19 protein-coding genes and 1 pseudogene are annotated in these 23,875 nt (G+C 70.1%); 10 read left to right on the top strand and 10 right to left on the bottom strand.

What is annotated here, in order from left to right; genetic code table 11:
* Window positions 1-339: 339 nt before the first annotated feature.
* On the bottom strand, window positions 340-822 hold the full coding sequence (locus GT354_RS40390; protein WP_161361482.1) for an SUKH-3 domain-containing protein: 483 nt from the start codon (window positions 820-822) through the stop codon (window positions 340-342).
* Between the two features lies 1 nt (window position 823).
* Window positions 824-1,339: a YwqJ-related putative deaminase gene (locus tag GT354_RS40385; protein WP_346012394.1), complete on the bottom strand. Its 516-nt coding sequence runs from the start codon at window positions 1,337-1,339 to the stop codon at window positions 824-826.
* A gap of 392 nt (window positions 1,340-1,731) precedes the next feature.
* Between GT354_RS40385 and GT354_RS40380 the strand changes: the two genes are divergently transcribed.
* From GT354_RS40380 to GT354_RS56835, 6 genes are read left to right on the top strand one after another with little or no spacing between them, the layout of a single operon-like run.
* Window positions 1,732-2,793, top strand: coding sequence for a Gfo/Idh/MocA family oxidoreductase (locus tag GT354_RS40380; RefSeq protein ID WP_161361478.1), 1,062 nt, complete (start codon window positions 1,732-1,734; stop codon window positions 2,791-2,793).
* Window positions 2,790-3,755, top strand: a complete 966-nt coding sequence (locus tag GT354_RS40375) for an NAD-dependent epimerase/dehydratase family protein (RefSeq protein ID WP_161361476.1) — start codon at window positions 2,790-2,792, stop codon at window positions 3,753-3,755. The genes GT354_RS40380 and GT354_RS40375 overlap by 4 nt, the downstream gene beginning before the upstream one ends.
* 34 nt (window positions 3,756-3,789) lie before the next feature.
* Window positions 3,790-4,953 (top strand): DegT/DnrJ/EryC1/StrS family aminotransferase, encoded by a 1,164-nt coding sequence (locus GT354_RS40370; protein ID WP_346012393.1) that lies wholly within the window; start codon window positions 3,790-3,792, stop codon window positions 4,951-4,953.
* Window positions 4,950-5,663 carry an acetyltransferase gene (locus GT354_RS40365; RefSeq protein WP_161361474.1) on the top strand — a complete coding sequence of 238 codons (714 nt, stop codon included), beginning with the start codon at window positions 4,950-4,952 and terminating at the stop codon, window positions 5,661-5,663. The genes GT354_RS40370 and GT354_RS40365 overlap by 4 nt, the downstream gene beginning before the upstream one ends.
* Window positions 5,653-6,789, top strand: coding sequence for a DegT/DnrJ/EryC1/StrS family aminotransferase (locus tag GT354_RS40360; RefSeq protein ID WP_161361473.1), 1,137 nt, complete (start codon window positions 5,653-5,655; stop codon window positions 6,787-6,789). Before GT354_RS40365 ends, GT354_RS40360 begins: the two co-directional genes overlap by 11 nt.
* Entirely contained in the window at window positions 6,786-8,381 is a 1,596-nt protein-coding gene (locus GT354_RS56835) for an MBL fold metallo-hydrolase (protein ID WP_161361470.1), read from the top strand. The genes GT354_RS40360 and GT354_RS56835 overlap by 4 nt, the downstream gene beginning before the upstream one ends.
* A gap of 703 nt (window positions 8,382-9,084) precedes the next feature.
* Here the strand turns inward: GT354_RS56835 and GT354_RS40350 are convergent.
* From GT354_RS40350 to GT354_RS40340, 3 genes are all read right to left on the bottom strand, one after another.
* Window positions 9,085-10,341: a nucleotide sugar dehydrogenase gene (locus tag GT354_RS40350; RefSeq protein WP_161361468.1), complete on the bottom strand. Its 1,257-nt coding sequence runs from the start codon at window positions 10,339-10,341 to the stop codon at window positions 9,085-9,087.
* Between the two features lie 57 nt (window positions 10,342-10,398).
* Window positions 10,399-11,028, bottom strand: a complete 630-nt coding sequence (locus GT354_RS40345; protein ID WP_161361466.1) for a hypothetical protein — start codon at window positions 11,026-11,028, stop codon at window positions 10,399-10,401.
* Between the two features lie 250 nt (window positions 11,029-11,278).
* The gene (locus GT354_RS40340) at window positions 11,279-12,745 is read right to left on the bottom strand and encodes an aldehyde dehydrogenase family protein (protein WP_161361464.1); all 1,467 of its coding nucleotides are present in this window, start codon (window positions 12,743-12,745) and stop codon (window positions 11,279-11,281) included.
* 292 nt (window positions 12,746-13,037) lie between these two features.
* Between GT354_RS40340 and mfd the strand changes: the two genes are divergently transcribed.
* Entirely contained in the window at window positions 13,038-16,592 is a 3,555-nt protein-coding gene (gene mfd, locus GT354_RS40335) for a transcription-repair coupling factor (protein ID WP_161361463.1), read from the top strand.
* A 69-nt stretch (window positions 16,593-16,661) separates the two neighbouring features.
* On the opposite strand, the gene GT354_RS40330 is transcribed toward mfd, so the two are convergent.
* Window positions 16,662-17,420, bottom strand: a complete 759-nt coding sequence (locus GT354_RS40330) for a DUF4190 domain-containing protein (protein WP_161361461.1) — start codon at window positions 17,418-17,420, stop codon at window positions 16,662-16,664.
* 300 nt (window positions 17,421-17,720) lie between these two features.
* Here GT354_RS40330 and GT354_RS40325 point away from each other — a divergent pair, with 300 nt between their 5' ends.
* A complete protein-coding gene (locus tag GT354_RS40325) occupies window positions 17,721-18,407 on the top strand; it encodes a SurA N-terminal domain-containing protein (RefSeq protein WP_161361459.1) in 687 nt (228 codons plus the stop codon).
* Window positions 18,408-18,436: 29 nt separating this feature from the next.
* Window positions 18,437-19,501 (top strand): MazG family protein, encoded by a 1,065-nt coding sequence (locus GT354_RS40320; RefSeq protein ID WP_346012392.1) that lies wholly within the window; start codon window positions 18,437-18,439, stop codon window positions 19,499-19,501.
* A 68-nt stretch (window positions 19,502-19,569) separates the two neighbouring features.
* On the opposite strand, the gene GT354_RS40315 is transcribed toward GT354_RS40320, so the two are convergent.
* The 4 genes and pseudogenes from GT354_RS40315 to sdhC form a co-directional block, all read right to left on the bottom strand.
* Window positions 19,570-20,349 carry a succinate dehydrogenase iron-sulfur subunit gene (locus tag GT354_RS40315; protein WP_237535931.1) on the bottom strand — a complete coding sequence of 260 codons (780 nt, stop codon included), beginning with the start codon at window positions 20,347-20,349 and terminating at the stop codon, window positions 19,570-19,572.
* Window positions 20,349-22,106 (bottom strand): succinate dehydrogenase flavoprotein subunit, encoded by a 1,758-nt coding sequence (gene sdhA, locus GT354_RS40310; RefSeq protein ID WP_161361457.1) that lies wholly within the window; start codon window positions 22,104-22,106, stop codon window positions 20,349-20,351. The genes GT354_RS40315 and sdhA overlap by 1 nt, the downstream gene beginning before the upstream one ends.
* A gap of 27 nt (window positions 22,107-22,133) precedes the next feature.
* Window positions 22,134-22,529 (bottom strand): annotated as a pseudogene (locus tag GT354_RS40305) (succinate dehydrogenase hydrophobic membrane anchor subunit); the annotation flags it as partial.
* A gap of 52 nt (window positions 22,530-22,581) precedes the next feature.
* Entirely contained in the window at window positions 22,582-22,962 is a 381-nt protein-coding gene (gene sdhC, locus GT354_RS40300; protein ID WP_161361453.1) for a succinate dehydrogenase, cytochrome b556 subunit, read from the bottom strand.
* Window positions 22,963-23,335: 373 nt separating this feature from the next.
* On the opposite strand from sdhC, the gene GT354_RS40295 reads away from it, so the two are divergent.
* The coding region (locus GT354_RS40295; protein ID WP_237535930.1) for a methylmalonyl-CoA mutase family protein at window positions 23,336-23,875 on the top strand (540 nt) is incomplete at its 3' end.

Genomic DNA, 23,875 nt, shown 5'->3' with positions numbered 1-23,875 from the left:
AGTGGTGCTTCGCGAGCCGGCTTCTAGAAAAAAGCAACGCCGAGCTCCCCGTAACTGGCCTCGCCCTCCCGCCGAGCTCCCCGTACCTGGCCGCGCCCTCCCGCCGAGCTCCCCGTAACCGGCCCGCCCTCCCGCCGAGCCCCCCGTAACCGCCCCCTCCCGCACCAAGGTTCCCGTAACCCGCTGGGCCGGCCGCAGACGACGGCGCTTCGCGCCCACGACCGGGCTTCCCCCAAGAGCGGGACCCGGCCACGATCCCCGCGCGTCAGCGCCCACCGATCAGGCCCCCGTCGAGTGTTCGACGAGCGCAGCGAGGAGAGCGGCCGGGGGCCGCGCTCTTCAGAAGCTGCCGTCGTCGCGGATTCTTACCGGGGCGTTGCCCAGGACCAAGGTGGAGATGGCCACGTCCATCGACGAGCCGATGAACCACTCGCCCGTGTGGTCCAGGCCGAACACGCGTCCGCTCGGGTCGATCGCCAGGTAGGCGCTGCCGCCGTCCTCGTCGCCCAGCGGCGCGAGCGGGGTGCCCAGCGCGCGGCCCAGGTCGGTCAGCGTACGCGGCAGGTGCAGACCTCGGGTGGGATCGATGGTGAACGGCCGGCGCACAACGTCCTTGCCGGGCCCGGTGATCGCGAAGTGCAGCGTGCCGAACTCGGCCCACGCGTCGAGCGCGGCCGGGAAGACGCTGTGCCGATGCCCGTCGGGCGATTCGTGGTCGCTGACCTGACGCGCCCACGTCTCGGCCTGGGTGAGCCGGCGGCGGCCCACCGTCCAGCCCGCGCGCTTGAGTTCGTGAATGACATCGGTGGAAAAGCGCGACACGTCAGGGGCTTTCCGTCGGTGTGACGCCGAAGTGGTCGAGCATCGGGGTGCACGATCGACACGGCGGTTGATACGTGTCGTGTTGCGGGTCGCCGTCCTCGCGGATCCGGCGCAGGGTCACCTTGGCCCCCCGCAGCGAGCGACGCGCGTCCTGCATGGTGAACGGCCGCCTGGCGGCGCGCTTGCTGCGGATCGCCTCGGCCTCGAAAAGGTGCTCGGAGAGCAACTCGACCTCCGGGCAGCGGCCCCGCCAGCGCTCCAGCGACTCGGCGGGCAGCGCGACCAGGAATTCCCGGACGAGCGGGTGCGGGGTGGGCACCGTGTCGCCCTTGGCGCCGGCGCGGGTGCGTACGCGCTTGCCCACGAACAGCGCGGCGGCGATCGCCGGGAGGATGCTTTCGCGGGTCGCGCGCGGCGCGCTCGGCTCGGGCTCGTCGTCGACGACGGGCAGGGCGTCCGGGTCCGGTTGCGCCGTGCGTTCCTTCGCCAGTGTCGTCGTCGGGGTACCCGCGGCCACGTGGCGTCCCTTTCTCTCGCTCGCAATGCCGTGATGCGCTGATTGCACTGTCATTGCTGTGATCGCTGCCGTGATTGCCGTGATTGCCGTGGTTTCCGTGCTTGCCGTGGTTTCCGTGATCGTCGTGTCGTGCGTCGTGCCCGGTGTCCGTGGGTGCCGTCCGGGTGCCGTCGACGGTCGAATCGGTGACTGTGCGTGTAACAGCGTGCCAAACGTCTTCGCGTCGCGTGCAACCGGGACACCGGGAAAGATCTTTGCCGGCCCGCGAAGGCGGTTGATTTCCCGGTTGGGCCGCGGCGAACGAGATCGAACGCTAGCTTCGTTCAGGTGGGGGTGCCGTGCGGCGGCTGGGCCCGCGCGGCCGGGGGGTGCCGAGGAGTTGACGTTTCGTCATGCCGAATTCCGGGTCGGGGCAAGCCATCGGGCTTGCCGTCATAGGGGCCGGCTACTGGGGGCCGAATCTGGTGCGCAACGCGCAGGCGACGCCCGCGTTACGCGTGCGGTGGTTGTGTGATCTCGACGAGGTGCGCGCACGAGCGGTCCTGGGGGAGTACAGCACAGTGGGGGTGACCTCGTCATACGCGGACGTGTTGGCGGACCCCCTGGTGCGGGCCGTCGCGATCGCGACGCCCGCCTCGACGCACTTCGAACTGGTCGCGGCCGCGCTCGAAGCGGGCAAGCACGTTTTGGTCGAGAAACCGATCACCTCGAATCACGCCGACGCGGTCAAGCTCGTCGAACTGGCCGAACGTTCGGGGCTGACCCTGATGTGCGATCACACGTTCTGTTACATGCCCGTGGTCCGGCGCATCCGCGAGATGATCCACGGCGGTGAGATCGGCGACGTCCGCTTCTTCGACTCGGTGCGGATCAACCTCGGGTTGGTCCAACCCGACGTCGACGTGCTGTGGGACCTGGCGCCGCACGACCTGTCGATCCTGGACTTCGTCCTGCCGCCGGGCACGCGCGTGGTGTCGGTGTCGGCGCACGGCGCCGACCCGCTGGGCACCGGCCGGGCGTGCCTGGCCTACCTCGTGTTGCGGCTGAACAACGGCGCGTTGGCGCACGTGCACGTGAACTGGCTCTCGCCGACCAAGGTCCGCACCACGATGATCGGCGGTTCCCGGCGCACGCTCGTGTGGGACGACACCAATCCGGCCGCCCGGCTCCAGGTGCACGACCGCGGGATCGACCTCGGCGAGGACGCCGCGCTTTCCCACGAGGCCCGTCGGCAAAAACTCATCTCCTACCGGGTGGGCGACGTGGTCCTGCCCGCGCTGCCGGAGACCGAGGCTCTGCGCGCGGTGATGGCCGAGTTCGCCGACGCCATCGCCACCTCGCGGCCCGCACTGACCGACGGACGCGCGGGCCTGCGCGTCCTGGAAATTCTCGAAGCCGCCTCGCGCAGCCTGGAACTGGACGGCGCCACTGTCGCCGTGGGGGAGAACCGATGAGTGTCGAACTCGCCGGATCGCGCTGTGTGGTCACCGGTGGCGCCGGGACGATCGGCTCCACGATCGTGGACCGACTCCTGGCGGCGGGCGCCGAACGGGTGGTCGTGCTCGACAACCTGACGCGCGGTCACCGGGGCAACCTGGCAGCCGCCCTGACCGACGACCGGGTCGAGCTGATCGACGGCGACATCCGCGATCGGCCGCTGCTCGCGCGCGTCATGCCGGGCACCGACGTGGTGTTCCACCTCGCCGCGATCCGGATCACCCAGTGCGTCGAGGAGCCGCGGCTCGCCCTCGAAGTGCTCGTCGACGGCACCTACGACGTCATGGAGGCCGCGGTCGCGGCCGACGTGCGCAAGGTCGTCACGTCGTCCTCGGCGTCGGTCTACGGACTCGCCGAGGAGTTCCCGACCGCGGAGAAGCACCATCCGTACGACAACGACACGATCTACGGCGCGGCCAAGTTGTTCAACGAGGGCCTGCTGCGCAGTTTCCGGGCGATGTACGGCCTCGACTACGTCGCGCTGCGCTACTTCAACGTCTACGGGCCCCGGATGGACGTGCACGGTCTGTACACGGAGGTGCTGATCCGCTGGATGGAGCGGATCGGCAAGGGGGAACCCCCGTTGATCTTCGGCGACGGACTCCAGACCATGGACTTCGTCTACACCGACGACATCGCCCGCGCGAACCTGCTTGCCGCGCAGTGCGCTTCGAGCGGTGAAGTGTTCAACATCGCCTCCGGCAGCGAGACTTCGCTGCGCGGACTCGCGGAGCGGCTGCTCGCGGTGATGGACGCGGGACACCTGTCGATCGAGTACGGACCGGCGCGCGCGAGCGGCGGCGTGACCCGGCGTCTGGCCGATACGTCCAAGGCGGCACGGGAGTTGGGCTTCACGGCCGAGGTGGGGATCGACGAGGGACTGCGCCGCTTGGTGGCGTGGTGGCGCAACGCGATCTAGCAGGACGGGGTGGGGGAGCGACATGGGTGGCGGCGTGGAACGAATTCCGGTGATGCGGCCCTGGCTGGGCGACGAGGAGGCCGAGGCGGCAGCCGACGCGGTGCGGTCGGGATGGGTGGCCCAGGGGCCGCGCGTCGCGGCCTTCGAGCGGGCCTTCGCGGCCCACGTCGAGGTGCCCGCGGCGGTCGCGGTGTCCTCGTGCACGACCGCGCTGCACCTCGCGTTGATCAACGCCGGGGTGGGCCCGGGCGACGAGGTCGTGGTGCCGTCCCTGTCGTTCGTGGCGACCGCCAACGCGGTGCGCTACGTGGGCGCGCGGCCGGTGTTCGCCGATGTCGAACTCGCGACGGGCAACCTGACCGCGGCCACCGTGGAGCCGGTGCTCACCGCGGCGACGCGCGCGGTGATCCTGGTCGACCAGGGCGGCATCCCGGCGGACCTCGACGGCATGCGGGCGCTCGTGGACCGGCGCGGCATCGTGGTCGTGGAGGACGCGGCGTGTGCGGCGGGCTCGACGTACAAGGGCCGTCCGGTGGGGGCGGGCGCGGTGTACGCGACGTTCTCCTTCCACCCGCGCAAGCTGCTGACCACGGGCGAGGGCGGCATGGTCACCGTCGCGCGCGCGGAGGCCGCGCCGCGGCTGCGCCGGTTGCGCGAGCACGGCATGAGCGTGAGCGCGGCCGATCGCGACGCGGCGGACCGGGCGGGCGGGGCGCCGGTCGTGGAGACCTACGACGAACTGGGTTTCAACCACCGGATGACCGACATCCAGGCGGCGGTCGGCCTCGTGCAGTTGGGCAAACTGCCGGCCATGGTCGCCCGGCGGCGCGAACTGGCCGCACGATACCGCGAGTTGCTCGCCGACCTGCCCGGGCTCGTGACGCCGGCGGATCCCGGGTACGGGACGACGAACCACCAGGCGTTCTGGGTGTTGCTGCCGGCCGACTTCCCGATGTCGCGCGACGACCTGCTCGGCGCGCTGGCCCGGGAGGGGGTCTCGGCGCGCCGGGGGATCATGGCCGCGCACCTGGAGCCGGTCTACGCCGACGTCGAGCACGTGCCGTTGCCCGTGACCGAGCGGCTGACCCGGGACTCGCTGATCCTGCCGCTGTTCCACGACCTGACGGAGCACCAGCAGGACCGGGTCGTGGCGGCGTTGCGCGCTGCGGCCGGGGCGCGGACCGCGGCGGTCCGGTGACCTTTCGCGACCTGCTGATCGTCGGCGCCGGGGGCTTCGCCCGGGAGACCGCCGCCTCGATCCGCGACTTCCGTGCCCTGCACGGCAGTTCGGGCTGGCGGCTGCTCGGGTTCCTCGACGACGACCCGGCCCGGGCGGACACCGTCGTCGACGGCGTCCCCGTGCTCGGCGGCTCGGACGCGGTGCACCGGTGGCCGAACGCGCTCGTGGTGGTGTGTACGGGCAGCCCGACGAACTGGTGGAGCCGGGCGCGGATCGTGACCCGGCTCGGCCTGCCCGACGACCGGTGGGCCACGCTCGTGCACAGCACGGCCGTGGTGCCGCGCACGTGCGACGTGGGCCCGGGTTCGGTGTTGATGGCGCAGACCGTGTTGACCACGGCGGTGTCGGTGGGCGCGCACGTGCACACGATGCCGCACGTCGTGCTCACCCACGACGACACCGTGGGCGAGTTCGCCACGTTGGCCGCGGGAGTGCGGCTCGCGGGCGGGGTGGCGGTCGAACGAGGGGCGTATCTGGGCGCCGGCGCGATGGTGCGCGAGCACTGCCGGGTCGGCGCGTGGTCGCTCGTGGGGATGGGCTCGGTCGTGACGCGGGACGTGCCGCCGGCCGAGGTGTGGGCGGGCACTCCGGCCCGCCGACTGCGGTCGGCTCCGGTGCCCGCCGAGATGCACGGATTACACGAGGGGGAGATGGGCGATGAGCGCTGACCTGGACCGGATTCCGTTGGTGGACCTGGCCGCGGCGCATGCCGAGGTCGCGGCCGAGGTCGAGGCCGGTTGGGCTCGGGTCCTGGCCGCGTGCGCGTTCGTGGGCGGTCCCGATGTGGCGGAGTTCGAGCGGGAGTTCGCCGCCTTCACGGGCGTCGCGCACTGTGTAGCGGTGGCCAACGGGACCGACGCGATCGAACTTGCGCTGCGAGCGCTGGGCCTGCCCGCGGGCGGCGGTGTGGTGATGCCGGCGAACACGTTCACGGCGACCGCGGAGGCGGTGGTGCGGGCCGGGGGGCGGCCGGTGTTCGCCGACGTGGACGACGAGTTCCTGTTGCTCGACCCGCAGCGGGCCGCGGAGGCGTCGGCCGGGCCGGTGGGGGCCGCGGCCCTGGTGCCGGTGCACCTGAACGGCCAACTGGCCCCGATGGGCGCACTGGAGGCGTTGGCGCGGGCGCGCGGGGCGTTCCTGGTCGAGGACGCGGCGCAGGCCCAGGGAGCCACCCAGGACGGCCGCGGGCCGGGCTCGTGGGGCCCGAACGGCATCGCCGGGACGAGTTTCTACCCGGGCAAGAACCTGGGCGCGTACGGCGACGCAGGGGCCGTTGTGACCGGCGACGACGCGCACGATCTCGTGCTGCGCGAACTGCGCGACCACGGCTCGTCGCGCAAGTACGTGCACACCCGGCTCGGCTTCAACTCGCGTCTGGACACCGTCCAGGCGGTGGTGCTGCGGGCGAAGCTGCGTCGGCTCGCCGACTGGAACGTCGCGCGGCGCGCGGCGGCGGCCCGCTACGACTCGCTGCTCGCGAACCTCGACGGGGTCCGGTTGCCGCGGACGGCGCCCGGCAACGAGCACGTGTGGCACCTGTACGCGGTGCGCGTGCCCGAGCGGGACAAGGTGCTCGCACTGCTGAACGAGGCGGGCGTGGGCGCGGGCGTGCACTATCCCGTACCGGTCCACCTTCAGCCCGCCTTCCGCGAACTCGGCCATGCCAAGGGCGACTTCCCGGTCGCCGAGCGCGCGGCCGAGGAAATCCTGACGCTTCCGCTGTTCCCGCAGCTCACCGCCGGGCAGCAGGAGCGGGTCGCGGAGGTGCTCGCGGGAGCGCTGAGTCGGCTGTGAGGTCCGTTCGCCCCGGCGCGATCCGCTACCTCGGGCACGCCGGCTTCACGGTCGAACACGCGGGGCTGCGCCTGTTGATCGACCCGTGGTTCCATCCGGCCTTTCTCGGCTCGTGGTTCCCTTTCCCGGACAACCGCGAGCTGCTGCCGGACGTGCTGACGGGTCGACACGACCTGCTGTACCTCTCGCACACGCACGAGGACCACTTCGACGAGCGGGTGGTTGCCGAACTCGATCGTGACGTGCGCGTCGTGCTGCCCCGCTATCGCTCCCGCTCGCTCGTGCGCCGGATGACCGCGCTGGGCTTTCACGATCAGGTCGTGCTCGGCCATCGCGAGTCGTTCGAGGCCGCGCCGGGCTTCACGCTCACGATGCTGCTCGACACCAGCCACAAGGAGGACAGCGGTCTGCTCGTCGACCTCGACGGCTTCCGCTTCCTGGACCTCAACGACTGCAACACGCCGCTGAGCGAACTCCCGGGCGACGTCGACCTGTTGTCGGCGCAGTTCTCCGGCGCGATGTGGTATCCGAACGCCTACGCCTATCCCGACGAGTTGCAGCGCAAGAAGACCGCCGAGGTGCGCTCCGACCTGTTCGACACGTTGGTGCGCAAGGTCGCGCTGACCGGTGCGCGCGCCTATCTGCCGTCGGCGGGTCCGCCGGTCTTCCTGGACCCGGAGTTGGCCCGGTACAACGACCGGGACGCGACGATCTTCCCACTGTGGGAGGCGTTCGCCGACGACTTCGCCGCCGCGTGCCCCACCGTGCGCGTCCTGGAGGCGGCCCCCGGGGACGACCTGGCGGCGCCGAGCGGCCCGGTCGAGCACGCCCGCACACCCGCCTACCTGACGGCCTACCGAGAGCGCCGCGAGGCCGAGTGGCGAGCCGATGCGACGCACGCGTTCGAGCCGGTCGGCCCGGCCGAGCTGGACGCGTACTTCGCCCGCCTGCAGAGCTGGAACAGGCGATTCCTCGGCGACTGGCGCAAGGACATCCGGCTGACCGCGGACGGCGGTTCGTGGTCGGTGCGGTTGGGCCGGATCGCGGGCGACATCGTCCTGGAGGACGAGCCCGTCGATCCCGCCTACACGATCGAGGTCCCGCAACGGATCCTGCGCGCGATCGTGGACGGCCGGGTCGGCTGGGAGGAGGCGTTGCTGTCGATGCGCCTGGGCCTGGCCCGCGACCCCGACGTGTTCGACCTGACCCTGATGAGCCTGTTGCGCTACGGCGACCACCCGGCGCAGACCATGCAGATGGTCCGCGAACGCGAATCGGCGGCGAGCGGCGAGTCGATCGAGCGCTGCGGGGTGCGGATGCAGCGGTTTTGTCCGCACGCGGGCGAGGACCTCGCGCACGCGGACGTGACCCACGACGAGATCGAGGCGGGCGTCCTGGAGTGTCCGCGCCACCACTGGAAGTGGCGCCTGGACACCGGTGAGTGCGTCGCGGGCGGCACGGTGCCGTTGCGGGTGGCCCCGGCGGGAGACGAGCACCCGGCCCGACAGCGGGTCGACACCCGTCGACAGCCGAGCGACATCGGCCGACAGCCGAGCGACATGCGCCGACAGCCGGGCGAGCCCTGCCGATGACCGAGCGAGACCTGTCGACCACCGAGTGACACCTCGAACGCGCGGCGGGTCCCGCGGTCCCGCGCACCCGAAGAAGAGTCGCCCGTCCTGCCCCGTCCCGACGGGTCGTTCGCGGCCGGAACCGGCCGACACGAGGTCGGCTCAGGCTGACACAACGCCTCGCCTCGCATCGGTAGGCCGGCGGTCCGCCTCGCGAGTGTCACCCCTGCGAGGGAGCCTCCGCCACCCATCCATCGCAATTACCGGAAAAACATATGGATCGCGATATCGCATCCTTTGTGTGTCGGAAGCGACGCGTTCTCTCGTCGAAAAGAAAACGTTTTTCTCCGGATCGTCCCGGTTCTGTCACGAGAGTGTCCCGGCGAGCCGCGCGCCGGACACGAGGCCGCGACAAGTGCTGCGGTGTGCCCGTCCAAGTCGTTCGCTCCCCGCCGGTCGGGACGCGAGTGGCGTCGGTGAGGTCCGGGAGGTTGTCGTCCATGAGCACTTGGGGATGGGTCTGCCAGGAGAGCGGTTGCGCGTCGAAGACCGACGGTGATCGCCAGCGGTACCGGTCGAAGGATGCGGCTCAGGTGGCGGCGAAGGTGCACACCAAGGCAACCGGGCACAACACGAGGGTCGTCGAGTACAGGTAGGACCGAAAGCCCCCAAGGCGCGCGGCGGTCGAAGCCCACGACCGCCGCGCACCGCGGCGCACCCGCGCCTACAGCACCTCGATGTGGGGACCGGGCCCCAACACCCGCCGGCAGTCCAGGACATACTCGGCCGCGCGCACCAGATCCAGGTCCATGTCGTCGTGATCCACGAGCAGTACGACCGCGTCCGCGGCCGCGACCGTCTCCGCCGTCAGGTCCACCCGTCGCAGTCGTGAGTCCACCACCTGCGCGGTGTCCACGTGTGGATCCGCGGCCGTCACCTCGGCGCCCAGGTTGAGCAACAGCCGGGCCACGTCCGCCGACGGCGACTCCCGGGCGTCACCGGTGTTCTTCTTGTAGGCGAGCCCCACGAGCAGCACGCGGGAGCCGTTGACCGACCGACGCCGGGTGTTGAACGCGGCGGTGAGCCGACGAATCACGTAGTCCGGCATGTGGTTGTTGACGTCGTTGGCCAACTCCACGAAGCGAAAGCTCTGTCCGAGCGCGCGCTGCACGCGCCACGACAGATAGGACGGGTCGATCGGCAGGCAATGCCCGCCGACCCCGGGACCGGGCGTGAAGCGCATGAACCCGAACGGCTTGGTCGAGCACGCGTCGATCGCCTCCCACACGTCGATGCCCAAGTCGTGGGCGAACATCGCGACTTCGTTGACCAAGGCGATGTTGACGTGGCGGAACGTGTTCTCGATCAACTTGACCAGTTCGGCCTCCTTCGGTGTCGAGACCGGCACCACCCGCTCCACCAGGGAGGCGTAGAAGCCCTCCACGACCGCCAGCGAGGCCGCGTCGATCCCCGACACCACCTTGGGTGTGTTGACGAGGTTCCAGGTCGGGTTGCCGGGGTCGATCCGCTCGGGGCTGTAACCGAGATGGAAGTCGCGACCCATCGTCAGGCCCGAGCCCTCCTCCAGGATCGGGCCCACCAACTCCTCGGTCGTCCCCGGATACGTGGTCGATTCGAGCACCACGCACGCGCCGGGGCGCAGGTAGCGCGCGAGCGTGCGCGCGCACCCCTCGATGTACGTCAGGTCCGGTATGCCCTCGCGCAGCGGTGTCGGCACGGTGATCACCGCGATGTCGTAGCCGCCGAGATCGCGCGGCTCGGTGGTGGCCCGATACGAACCCGCGTCCAGGATCTCCCGGACCGCTTTCGACGCGATGTCCTCGACATAGGACTCGCCCGCCGCGAGCCTTTTGATCCGCCCCTCGTCGACGTCGTAGCCGACCACGTCGTGGCCCACCTGTGCCGCGCGAACCGCCAACGGCAGTCCGACATAGCCCTGTCCGGCGATGACAACACGCATCCGAGACTCCCCCTCATTGGCACAACCGCCCACCCCCGAGCGGTTGGTGACACAACGTCAGGTGTGACCGGGGACGTGGTCGGCTCGCGGTTTGGCCACCACGTACGACGCGACCAGGCCCGCCACCCGCTCACCGCGGACGACCGCCCCCGGGAAACGCGCCGTCAGTTCGGCGCGCCGGGCCGGGAACACGTCGGGCGCCGCGCCGCCGATGCGCGACCGGACACGGTCGGGCAGCAGATGTACGGCGGGCAGCGAGGTCTGCGGATCGAGCGGATGCGCGCGCGCGGACGCGCGGACCCAGTAGCGCTCGCCGAGCGCGTGCACGACGTCGGCCAGTGTGGCCCGATCGGCCGGTGCGGCCAGTCGGTCCAGCAGCCCGTCGCACACCACGACGTCGCAACTCCCGGACGTGGCAAGCGGGTCGCCCGCCTCGCAGGTCAGCCACGAGGTGAGCTCGGCGGACTTGTCCGTGTCGGTGACCACCCGTACGTGCGCGGGCCGGACCGGCGCGTGCAACCAGAACTCGGTCGACCCGCCCAGGTCCACCACCCGCAACCGCTCGATGTCCGGGAAAGCCGCCCGGAACCACAACCACCGCCGGGCCCGAACTCCCGCCTCGACCTGCGTGCGCGCGGCCCCCGCGCGCACCGACCAGGCCCGGACGAGACGTTGCGGCTGCGGCATCGCGAAAATCCCCCCTGACAAGCCCGCGGCCGAACGCCGCGAACCGCCCATCAGGCTAGAGGAGCAGCCCTCCCCCCACCTGGTAAACCCCATTCCCGACTTGAACGATCTCGGCGCCGAGAGGTGTCCGCGAAGCGGTTTCGCCCGTCGACCCCGAGATCGTTTCGGTGCGCGCGTGCGAACGGCCCCGGGGAAGGATCCCGGGGCCGTTCGCGATCGTGAGGTCGGGCGCCGGGCCCGACCGGTGGGGTCAGGCGCTGGGCCAGACGATGCTCTGGGTCTCGCTGTACGCCGCGAGGGCGGCCGAGCCGCAGTCGCGGCCGATACCGGACTGCTTGAAACCGCCGAACGGGGCCTCCATGTTGCGGCCGACCGTGTTCACGCTGACCCCGCCGGAGCGCAGCCGGCGCGCGATGCCGTAGGCGCGCGTGGTCTCGCCTGCGAAGACGTACGAGATCAGACCGTAGTCCGAGTCGTTGGCGATCCGGATCGCCTCCTCCTCGTCGCCGTCGAACGGGATGACCGTCACGACCGGGCCGAAGAACTCCTCCCGCGCGATGGTCATCGCGTTGGTCGCGTCCGCGAACAGCGTCGGGGCCACGTAGAAGCCCTTCTCGAAGTCCGGACGCTCACCGCCGACGACCAGCCGGGCGCCTTCCTCGCGGCCCTTGGCGATCAGCGCCTCGACCCGACCGCGCTGCACCGCCGAGATGACCGGGGTGACCTGGGTCGCCGGGTCGAGCGGGTTGCCGATCTTGAGGCCGTTGGCGTGCTCCGCGAGCCGCTCCACCAGACGGTCGTAGATGCCGCGCTGGGCGATCACCCGGGTGGGCGCGGTGCAGATCTGCCCGGCGTAGAAGCTCCACACCGTGCCGATGCCCTTGACCGCAGCGTCCAGGTCGGCGTCGTCGAGCACGATGCACGCGCCCTTGCCGCCGAGCTCCATCAACTGACGCTTGAAGGTGCGGCCCGCGACCTGCGCGATCCGCGATCCGATCAGCGTCGAACCGGTGAAGCTCACCATGTCCACGTAGGGCGAGTCGACGGTCGCCTCGGAGACGTCCACCCCGGAACCGGTGATGATGTTGAGCACGCCGCGCGGCAGACCGGCCTCTTCGAGCGCCTGGGCCATCTTGTACACCGCCAGCGGGTCCTGCGGCGCGGGCTTGACCACGACCGTGTTGCCCATCGCCAGGGCCGGCGCGACCTTGCCCGCGGTGTTCGCGAGCGGGTTGTTGTACGACGTGATGCAGGTGACCACGCCGACCGGCTGGCGGATCTCGACCGCGCCGAAGATGCCCGCCTTGCTCAGCGCGGTCTCCGGGGTCGCCTGGGGGTTGATCGCGAACTCGGTCGGCTCCAGGGCGCCCTTGGCGTAGCGCTTGAACCGCGAGTACGTCGTGCCCAGCTGCATCATGCCCGCGACCGCGAGCGTCGCGCCGGTCTCGGCCGAGGCCAGCGGTACGACCTCGCCGCCCATCTTGAGGAAGAGGTCCGCAGCCCGGTCCAGGATGCCCGCGCGCTCCTCCGGGGTCGTGCGCGACCACGTGCCGAACGCCTCCGCCGCAGCCGCGGTGGCCGCGTTCGCCTGCTCCACCGACGCCTCCGGCGCGAGTCCCACGACCTTTTCGGTCGCCGGATCGATCACTTCGTAGTGACCGCGCTCGGGCTCGACCCACTCGCCGCCGATGTAGAGCTTCTGCTGCGCGCTGCTCATCGTGTCCGTCGTCTCCCCTGGTCCAGCCGCTGCCCGGATTCCCCGCGGCCCGCCGACCCACACCCCGGTGAGTGACCGACCGAAGAAATCCGACGACCCGTCAGATTCCTGTCCGGGGCCCATTGGACCCCCTAACAGTCGCATTGCCAAGGGGTAGGGGTAGGCGGTACTGGTCACAGTGACGGCCTCGTCACACAGGCGGTACCGACCCGTTGAGGCGTAGTGTTGAGGGGGAACCCCGGTCCTTTTCCAAGGTCGGGGCCGTTCGCGTTGCGGAGGATCCAACCGGCCCATGAGCCTGACCGGTCTGCTTGACATCGTCGTCCAGGACCCCGCCGTCGCCGAGGCGGTGCGGGCCGCGTCCGAGGGCCGCGGTACCGCCCTCGATCTCGTCGGACCACCGGCGCTGCGACCGTTCGTGGTGGCCGCCGTCGCGGCCCACGCGGATCGGCCCGTACTGGCGGTCACCGCCACCACCCGCGAGTGCGAGGACCTCGTCGCGGCCCTGGGGTCGCTGCTGCCCGAGGACTCCGTCGTGGAATACCCCTCGTGGGAGACACTGCCGCACGAGCGGCTGTCCCCGCGCTCGGACACCGTCGGGCGGCGCCTCGCGGTGCTGCGCCGACTCGCGCACCCGACCTCGGGAGGGGCCGCCGACGCCGGCACCGGGTCGCTCAAGGTCGTCGTCGCCCCCATTCGCTCGGTACTCCAACCGCAGGTCAAGGGCCTGGGCGAGCTCGAACCGGTGGCTTTGGTCGCCGGACAGGACATCGAGCTGGACACGGTCGTGGAGCAACTCGCGGCCGCCGCCTACGCCCGCGTGGACCTGGTCGAGAAGCGCGGCGAGTTCGCCGTCCGCGGCGGCATCCTCGACGTGTTCCCGCCGACCGAGGAGCACCCGCTCCGGGTCGAGTTCTGGGGTGACCAGGTCGAGGAGATCCGCTGGTTCAAGATCGCCGACCAGCGCTCCCTGGAGACCGCCGAGCACGGCCTGTGGGCACCCCCGTGCCGGGAACTGCTGCTCACCGACGAGGTCCGCGAGCGGGCCCGCGCACTGCTCGACGAACACCCGAGCCTGGTCGACATGCTCGGTCGGATCTCCGAGGGCATCGCGGTCGAGGGCATGGAGTCGCTCGCCCCCGTGCTCGTGGACGACATGGAGCTCCTGCTCGACGTGCTGCCCGTCGGCAGCCACGTCCTGGTGTGCGACCCCGAGCGGGTACGCACCCGATCGAGTGACCTCGTGGCGACCAGCCGTGAGTTCCTGGACGCCTCCTGGGCGGCCGCGGCCGGCGGCGGCGAGAGCCCCGTGGACCTGGGCGCCGCGTCGCTGTGGAGCCTGGCCGACGTGCGCGCACACGCCCGCGAGATCGGCGTGCCGTGGTGGTCGCTGAGCCCGTTCGCCGCCGACGTCGAGGACGACGGCGCCGAGATCGGCGCGAGCGAGGTCGAGTCCTACCGGGGCGACTCGCAGCGGGTGCTCGCCGACATCAAGGGCCGCCTCGCCGAGGACTGGCGGGTCGTCCTGGTCACCGAAGGTCAGGGCCCGGCCGCCCGGTTCGTCGAGACACTGTCCAACGAGGGCGTCGCCGCCCGGTTCGACGGCGATCTGCCGTCGGTGCCCGACACCGGCATCGTGCACGTGACGACCGGCTGCATCGGGCACGGCTTCAGCTCGGAGCCGCTGCGCACCCTCGTGCTCACCGAGCAGGACGTCTCCGGTCAGCGCACCTCCACCAAGGACATGCGCAGACTGCCCAGCCGGCGCCGCAACATGGTCGACCCGCTCCAGCTCAAGACCGGCGACTTCGTCGTGCACGAGCAGCACGGCGTCGGCCGCTACGTCGAGATGGTCCAGCGCACCGTCCAGGGCGCGCAGCGCGAATACCTCGTCCTGGAGTACGCGCCGGCCAAGCGCGGCCAACCGGGCGACCGCCTGTTCGTGCCCACCGACCAACTGGAACAGGTCACCAAGTACGTCGGCGGCGAGAGCCCGTCGCTGCACCGCCTCGGCGGCGCCGACTGGGCCAAGACCAAGGCCAAGGCGAAGAAGGCGATCAAGGAGATCGCCGGCGACCTGATCAAGCTCTACTCGGCGCGGATGGCCGCCCCCGGGCACGCCTTCGGCCCCGACACGCCGTGGCAGCGCGAGCTGGAGGACGCGTTCCCCTACGCCGAGACGCCCGACCAGCTGTCCTCGATCGAGGAGGTCAAGGGCGACATGGAGAAGCCGATCCCGATGGATCGGCTGATCTGTGGCGACGTCGGCTACGGCAAGACCGAGATCGCCGTGCGCGCGGCCTTCAAGGCGGTCCAGGACGGCAAGCAGGTGGCCGTCCTGGTGCCCACGACGCTGCTCGTGCAGCAGCACTTCTCGACCTTCGCCGAGCGCTACGCGCAGTTCCCCGTCGTGGTGAAGTCGCTGTCGCGCTTCCAGAGCGACACCGAGGCCAAGGCGGTCCTGGAGGGCATCCGCGAGGGCTCGGTCGACATCGTGATCGGCACCCATCGGCTGTTCTCGAACGAGACGAAGTTCAAGGACCTGGGCCTGGTGATCGTCGACGAGGAGCAGCGCTTCGGTGTCGAACACAAGGAGCAGCTCAAGAAGCTGCGGGCCAACGTCGACGTGCTGACCATGTCCGCGACGCCGATCCCGCGCACCCTGGAGATGGCGGTCACCGGCATCCGCGAGATGTCCACGATCACCACGCCGCCCGAGGAACGGCACCCCGTGCTCACCTTCGTCGGTCCCTACGAGGAGAAGCAGATCGGCGCGGCCATCCGGCGCGAACTGCTGCGCGAGGGACAGGTCTTCTACATCCACAACCGGGTCGAGTCGATCGACCGGACGGCGTCGAAGATCCGCGAACTCGTACCCGAGGCGCGGGTGGCCATCGCGCACGGCCAGATGAACGAGAACGCCCTGGAACAGGTCGTCGTCGACTTCTGGGAGAAGGAGTTCGACGTCCTGGTCTGCACGACGATCGTCGAATCCGGAATCGACATCTCCAACGCCAACACGCTGATCGTGGAACGGGCCGACAACTTCGGTCTGTCCCAGCTGCACCAGCTGCGCGGCCGGGTCGGGCGTGGCCGCGAACGCGCCTACGCGTACTTCCTGTACCCGCCGGAGAAGCCGCTGACCGAGACCGCCCACGAGCGGCTCGCGACGATCGCCCAGCACACCGAGATGGGCGCGGGCATGTTCGTGGCGATGAAGGACCTGGAGATCCGCGGCGCGGGCAACCTGCTCGGCGGCGAACAGTCGGGCCACATCCAGGGCGTCGGCTTCGACCTGTACGTGCGCATGGTGGGCGAGGCGGTCAACCAGTACAAGGAGCTCGCGGCCGGCGGCGAGGGCGCCGAGGAGGTCGGCGACATCCGGGTCGAACTCCCGGTGGATGCCCACGTCCCGCACGACTTCGTGCCCGGCGAGCGGTTGCGCCTGGAGGCGTACAAGCGGATCGCGGCCATCACGTGCGAGGACGACATCGCCGCGGTGCGGGCCGAACTCGTGGACCGCTACGGGAAGTTGCCCACGCCGGTGGAGAACCTCCTGGAGGTCGCCCGGTTCCGGGCACACGTGCGCGGCGCGGGCCTGACCGACGTCACGTTGCAGGGCAACTTCGTTCGCTTCGGGCCGGTGGACCTGCGCGAGTCGCAGCAACTGCGGCTCCAGCGGCTGTATCCGAAGACGCTGGTCAAGACGACGACGCACCAGATCCTGGTGCCCAAGCCGATGACCGCGCGGATCGGCGGCCAACCGCTGCGCGACATCGCACTGCTCACGTGGGCTCAGGACCTGGTCGACGCGATCCTGTTGGAGCCGATCGCGGCGAAGAGGTAGCACCACGACGGCGGGGCCGGGCGACACCCGTGAGGTGTCGCCCGGCCCCGCTGCCGTCGTCCGGATCGATCACGACACCGGCAGCGACCAGAAGCCGCGGTTGCCGATGAAGCCGCCGTTGACCTCCAGGACGAGCTTGTCGCCCGACGCGACGGTGAAGGCGAACTTCTTGGTCACGCTCTTGCCCGGGGCGAGGGTGCCCTCGAAACGGCCGTCGATGCCGTCCGCGCTCGCGTAGATCTTCTCGCCGCCGCCGGCGACCGCGTCGAGGTTGGCCAACGCGAGGTCGACGTCCTTGGTGCCGTTGTTGACGACGGTGACGTCGAAGACCACGGCCTTCCCGGGCTTGTCCGGGTCGGTGTAGGGCTTCGCCGGGGACGCGGTGAACGAGAGGCCGTTGTTGAACGGCAGCGGTCGATCCGCGCCCAGCGGCTTGCCGGCCTCGGTGCCGGGCGAGCCCTTGGACAGCGCCACGCCGTCCTCGTTGAGGACCTTGTCCACCTTGTCGACGACGTCCTCGGCCGCCTTGAAGAGCAGGACCGCGCCGACCACGGACAGGATCAGCGACACCAGGCCCAGGATCGCGCCCGCCGTGGCCTTGCCCTTGTTGGTCGCCTCACCGCGCTTGGCCCGGCTGCGGCCGACCAGACCGAAGATCAAAGCCAACAGCCCCAGGATGCCCGCGAGCCAGAACATGAGCGGGACGACGCCGGAGACGGCACCGATGATCCCCAGAACCAGCGCCGACGTGCCCATCCCGTTGCGCAGTCGGACGGGGGCCTGCTGCATGTGCTGTCCGTACGCGGGGGGCGCGCTCGACTCGTACATGGAGGGTTCCTCTCGGTTTCACGTCATCCGCTCGGCTGACATGTCAATGAAAGCAATCCCTGTGAACCATGTCAACACAAGACCTGTGAACGATGGTGTTTCCGAGGGCGTTTCGGTGGCGTTCGGTGCGTCCGAAGGAGCGGGCCGGGACGTAGTTGGCCCCTGCGGCACTTCCGCCGGCAGAAGTTGCGGACTTCGGGCGTGCCCAGCCGTATCTTTGATCGTTGGTCACGGGTCGCACGCTTGCCGTGTCCAGCATTCGCAGCGCCGTCACAGCGCCATCGAGCCTCGGGAGTTCGTGTGAGTCGCACGTCGCGTTCCGTTCCTGTCGACCCCGCCACCCGTCGTCGGTGGTCCGCGCCCCGCACCCGGCTGACCGCGGTCGGCCTCGTGCTCGTCGCCGGATTCGCCGTGTCGGGGTGCTCGGAGTCCAAGGCCGGAGCCGCCGCCACGGTCGGCGGGGACCGCATCGAGATCTCGACCCTCAACGCCAAGGTGAACCACCTGGAGAAGGCGTACGAGCAACGCAACGCGTCCCTCGCGGGGACGACCGCCCAGCTGAACGCCAACCAGGCCGGCCTGGTGCAGATGATCTACCGAAGGATCGTCGACGAGGCCGCGTCGCAGGCCGGCGTCTCCACCACCGCGACGAAGGTGCTCGCGGCCCGACGCCAGGTGGAGGCCCAGATCGGCGGCCCGGAGGCGTTGCAGAACAAGTTCCTGCAGAACATGGTGTTGCCGGACGAGATCGACGACGTCCTGCGCACCAGCCTGCTCCGGCAGGAGATCGCCAAGGCCCGCGGCATCAACCCCGCGGCGCCCGATGCTTCCGATCGGATCGACGCCTACCTCGCCGAGGTGGCGAATTCGATGAAGATCAAGCTGAACCCGCGCTACGGCGCGTGGGACGCGGCCACGTTGAGCACCAAGCCCGCCGTGTACGGATGGCTCGCCGACAACCCGGCCGCGCCGCCCGCCGGGGTCTGACGAGGCGGCCCGGCCCGTAGGGTGGCCCGGTGAGCGACTCGCCTTCCTTCGTACCGCCGCCCGTCGACGAGCACCGTCTCGTCCTGCTCGCCGGGACCCACCGGGTCGCCCCCGGTCTGTTGAGTTGGCCCGCGTGGCAATCGCTGCGCGAGGCCGCCGACTCGCCGACCGGGTGCGTCCTGACGGCGGACGCGGATCACCCGCAGTTGCCGTATCTGGGCGAGGCCAGCGTCGAGGCCGAGATCGTCGACCTCGCCGAGGGGCCGCGCGCGACGGCCGCCCTGCTCGTGGAGCGGGCCCGCGCGGGACTCGTGGTGTGGCTCGCCGCCACCGACGGCGACCCGGGCCTGGCCCCGGCGTTGGCCGCCCTCGCGGCGAGCGCCGAGGGCGGGGAGGCGATCCCCGAGATCGAGTTGCTGCCCGGTGCGTGGGACCTGCCCGGCGCGCGGTTGTTCGACCTGGTCGCGGTGATGGACCGACTGCGTTCGCCGGGTGGTTGCCCGTGGGACGCGAAGCAGACCCACGAGTCCCTCGCACGCTATCTGGTCGAGGAGACCTACGAGTTGGTCGACGCGATCGACTCCGGCGACCGCGACCACCTGCGCGAGGAACTCGGCGACGTGCTGATGCAGGTGTTCTTCCACGCCCGCGTCGCACAGGAGGACGAGGCCGACCCGTTCTCCATCGACGACGTGGCCGGCGCCATCGTGGAGAAACTGATCCGCCGTCACCCGCACGTGTTCGCGGACGTCGAGGCGGACACGCCGGAGGCGGTCGAAGCCAACTGGGACACGCTCAAAGCGGCGGAGAAGTCCGAGCGGGAATCGGCCATGGACGGCATCGCGATGAGCCAACCGGCACTGGCCCTGGCGGCGAAGACGCTCTCCCGCACCCACCGTTCGGGCCTGACCGTCGCGTCCCCCGCGCTGCCCGCGGGCCTGGACCCCGACGACTACCCCGGCCCGGACGCGATCGGTGACCTCCTGCTGGCGATCACCGACCTCGCGGGCCGCCAAGGCGTCGACGCCGAAACCGCGTTGCGCGCGGCGGCGTTGCGCCAGGCCGACCGCGTGCGCGCCACCGAGAAGCTCTAGAAAACCCCGGAAAACCCAAGGGCCCGGCGCCGCGGAAACGCGGTACCGGGCCCTTCGACGTCAACCGATCACACGCGACGGAAGATCAGCGCGCGCTTGACCTCCTGGATCGCCTTGGTGACCTCGATGCCACGCGGGCACGCCTCGGTGCAGTTGAAGGTGGTGCGGCAACGCCACACACCCTCCTTCTCGTTGAGGATCTCCAGGCGCTCCTCGGCGCCCTCGTCCCGCGAGTCGAAGATGAACCGGTGCGCGTTGACGATCGCGGCCGGGCCGAAGTACTGCCCGTCGCTCCAGAACACCGGGCACGACGTGGTGCACGCCGCGCACAGGATGCACTTGGTGGTGTCGTCGAACCTCTCGCGGTCCTCGGGGCTTTGCAGACGCTCGCGCGTCGGCTCGTTGCCCGACGTGATCAGGAACGGCATCACGTCCTTGTACGCCTGCATGAACGGGTCCATGTCGACGACGAGGTCCTTCTCCAGCTTGAGGCCCTTGATCGCCTCGACCGTGATCGGCTTGGACATGTCCAAGTCCTTGACCAGGGTCTTGCACGCCAGCCGGTTGCGGCCGTTGATGCGCATCGCGTCCGAGCCGCAGATGCCGTGCGCGCACGAGCGGCGGAAGGTCAGCGAACCGTCCTGCTCCGCCTTGATCTTCATCATCGCGGTCAGGATGCGCTCGGTCGGGTCGGCCTCGACCCGGAAATCCTGCCAGTGCGGCTCGGCGTCCGTCTCCGGGTTGAACCGGCGGATCCGCAGCGTGATGGTGATCAGGGTGTGGTCGCGCTCGGCGGCCGTGTTGCCGTGCCCGGTCCCGGGCGCGGACTCTTCCACTACGGCAGTCATCAGTACTTACGCTCCATCGGCTGGTAGCGGGTGACGACGACCGGCTTGTAGCCCAGGCGGATCGAGTGCTCGCCCTTCGCGTCGACCTCGCGGAAGGCCATCGTGTGCTTCATGAAGTTCTCGTCGTCACGCGCCTGGAAGTCCTCGCGGGCGTGCCCGCCGCGGGATTCCTTGCGGTTTTGCGCACCGACGACCAGGACCTCGGCCAGGTCGAGCAGGAAGCCCAGCTCGATCGCCTCCAGCAGGTCGGTGTTGTACCGCTTGCCCTTGTCCTGGATCGAGACGTTCAGGTAGCGGCGCTGCAGGCTCTTGATGTCGGAGAGCGCCTGCTTGAGCGTCTCCTCGGTGCGGTAGACGCCGGCGTTGGCGTCCATCGTCTCCTGCATCTCGCCGCGGATCGCGCCGACCCGCTCGGTGCCCGCGCTGTCGCGCAGCCGCTCGATCAGCTCGACGACCGTGGTCTCGGGAGCCTCCGGCAGCTCGACGAACTCGTGCGACGTGGCGTACTCGGCGGCGGCGATGCCCGCGCGCCGGCCGAACACGTTGATGTCGAGCAGCGAGTTGGTGCCCAGCCGGTTCGAGCCGTGCACCGACACGCACGCGACCTCGCCGGCCGCGTACAGGCCCGGCACGACCGTGGTGTTGTCCGAGAGCACCTCGGCGTCCACGTTGGTCGGGATGCCGCCCATCGCGTAGTGCGCGGTCGGGTAGACCGGGACCAGCTCGGTGGTCGGCTCGACGCCCAGGTAGGTGCGCGCGAACTCGGTGATGTCGGGGAGCTTCTCCTCGATCTGCGCCGCCGGCAGGTGGGTCAGGTCGAGGTAGACGTAGTCCTTGTTCGGACCCGCGCCCCGGCCTTCGAGCACCTCCAGGACCATCGAACGCGCGACGATGTCACGCGGCGCGAGGTCCTTGATGGTCGGCGCGTAGCGCTCCATGAAGCGCTCGCCGTCGGCGTTGCGCAGGATGCCGCCCTCGCCGCGGGCGCCCTCGGTGAGCAGGATGCCCAGGCCGGCCAGGCCGGTCGGGTGGAACTGGTAGAACTCCATGTCCTCCAGCGGCAGTCCCCGACGCCACGCGATGCCCATGCCGTCACCGGTGAGGGTGTGCGCGTTGGACGTGGTCTTGAAGACCTTGCCGAAGCCGCCGGTCGCGAAGATGACCGACTTGGCCTGGAAGACGTGGATCTCGCCGGTGGCGAGCTCGTAGGCGACCACGCCGGACGTGGTCTTGTTGCCCGCCTCGTCCTCGGCCAGGAGCAGGTCGAGCACGTAGAACTCGTTGTAGAACTCGACGTTTTGCTTGACGCAGTTCTGGAACAGCGTCTGGAGGATCATGTGGCCGGTACGGTCCGCCGCGTAGCAGGACCGGCGCACGGCGGCCTTGCCGTGGTCGCGGGTGTGGCCGCCGAACCGACGCTGGTCGATCCGGCCCTCGGGGGTCCGGGAGAAGGGGAGACCCATCTTCTCCAGGTCCAGGACGGCGTCGATCGCCTCCTTGCACATGATCTCCGCGGCGTCCTGGTCGGTGAGGTAGTCACCACCCTTGACCGTGTCGAACGTGTGCCACTCCCAGTTGTCCTCCTCGACGTTGGCGAGCGCGGCACACATGCCGCCCTGCGCCGCGCCGGTGTGCGAACGCGTGGGGTACAGCTTGGTCAGTACGGCGGTACGGCTGCGCTTGCTCGACTCCAGGGCCGCGCGCATGCCGGCGCCGCCCGCGCCGACGATGACGGTGTCGTACTTGTGGGTCTGCATGATGCTCGTTCAGTCCTCGGGTACTGGTCAGCTGCCGATGTTCGGGTCGAAGGTGAAGATCACCAAGGTCCCCAGGAAAAGCACGATCAGCGCGGACGTGTAAAGGAGCGCCTTGAGCCAGAACCGGGTCTGGTCCCGCTCCGCGTAGTCGTTGATGATCGTGCGCAGACCGTTGACACCGTGCAGCTCGGCGAGCCACAGCATGATCAGGTCCCACGACTGCCAGAACGGCGACGCCCAGCGGCCGGCGACGAACGCGAAGCCGATCCGGGTCACACCGCCGTCCAGCACGAGCTGGATGAGCAGGTGGCCGAGGACGAGCACGACCAGCAGGACACCCGACAGCCGCATGAACAGCCAGCTGTAGAGCTCGAAGTTGGTCTTCGTCGAGCGCGGCGAACGCTTGCTGCGCGGGGACTCGATGGCCGGACCGCCGCCGTGGATCTTGGGCGCGTTCTCGATGGTGGCGGACACGTCAGCTCCCGAAGATGGACTTGAAGGAGTGCTCCAGGATGCGCGGAGCGCTGCCGGCCATCAGGATCAGCCAGAGTGCCAGGACCGTCCACAGCATCTGCTTCTGGTAGCGCGGCCCCTTCTCCCAGAAGTCCACCGCGATGATCCGCAGACCATTGAGCGCGTGGAACAGGACGGCCGCGACCAGCCCGTATTCCATCAGGTTGACGAACGGGTTCTTGTAGATCTCGATCGTCTGGTCGTACGCCTCGGGAGAGACGCGGACGAGCGCTGTGTCGAGGACGTGCGCGAACAGGAAGAAGAAGATGAGGACGCCGGTGACTCGATGAGCCACCCAGGACCACATGCCTTCCCGGCCGCGGTAGAGCGTTCCAGCCGGCACGGAAACTACCCTCCGGGTGCGGTACAAGGGGGACGCGGCCGGCTGGGAGGGTGTCCGCTTGTTCTGTCGGACCCTCTGGATGTCGGTCGGCCCGGCCGGGTATCGGTCGCCCGGCCCCGGCCATGGTAGCCACCGTTGAGGGGCCCGCCTGTGGCAGGGCGCGCGATGTGATCGATTCCGCACGCGGGGACGGAACCATCCGGGTGACACCGTCGTCTCGGCTCGCGTTCCGGCGACCTGGTGCCGGCACCCGTTCGAGTGAAAGAAACGGGCAAGGATCTCGGCGCAGGTCACGGGCGTGATCACGCGGTAGGGCTGACGTCACATCAGGTCTGCGTATTCATCGGCCCCTTCGGTCCCTACGATGCGGGGCATGACGGAGGCTACTGTCGATGGCGGCACGTCTACCGGGTCCACCTTCGCGAGCCAGTTCCCGCAACCCACGCGGGAACAATGGCAGCGCCTCGTGGCCGGCGTGCTCCGCAAATCGAAGGTGCTGGGCGAGAACGACACGCCCGAGCACCCCGAGGACCTGCTCGCGACCACTACCTATGACGACATCAAGCTGTCGCCGCTGTACACCCAGGCGGGCGCCGATCCGGGCGTGCCGGGCCTGAGTCCCTTCGTGCGCGGCTCCCGCGCCGCCGGCCACACCGCCGAGGGCTGGGACGTGCGCCAGTCGCACGCCGACCCCGACCCGGCCCGCGCCAACGAGTCGGTGCTCGCGGATCTGGAGAACGGCGTCACGTCCGTCTTCCTCCAGGTGGGCGACGGCGCGCTCGCGCCGGGTGACCTGGCCCGGGCGCTGGACGGCGTGCTGCTCGACCTGGCTCCCGTGGCGCTGGCCACCGGCGCCGACTTCGGGCCCGCCGCCGAAGCCCTGCTCGCGGTCTTCGCCGCGAGCGGCGTCGCC

Source organism: Streptomyces sp. SID3343 (assembly GCF_009865215.1).
Lineage (GTDB): Bacteria > Actinomycetota > Actinomycetes > Streptomycetales > Streptomycetaceae > Embleya.
This window is presented reverse-complemented; position numbering and strand designations above follow the sequence as displayed.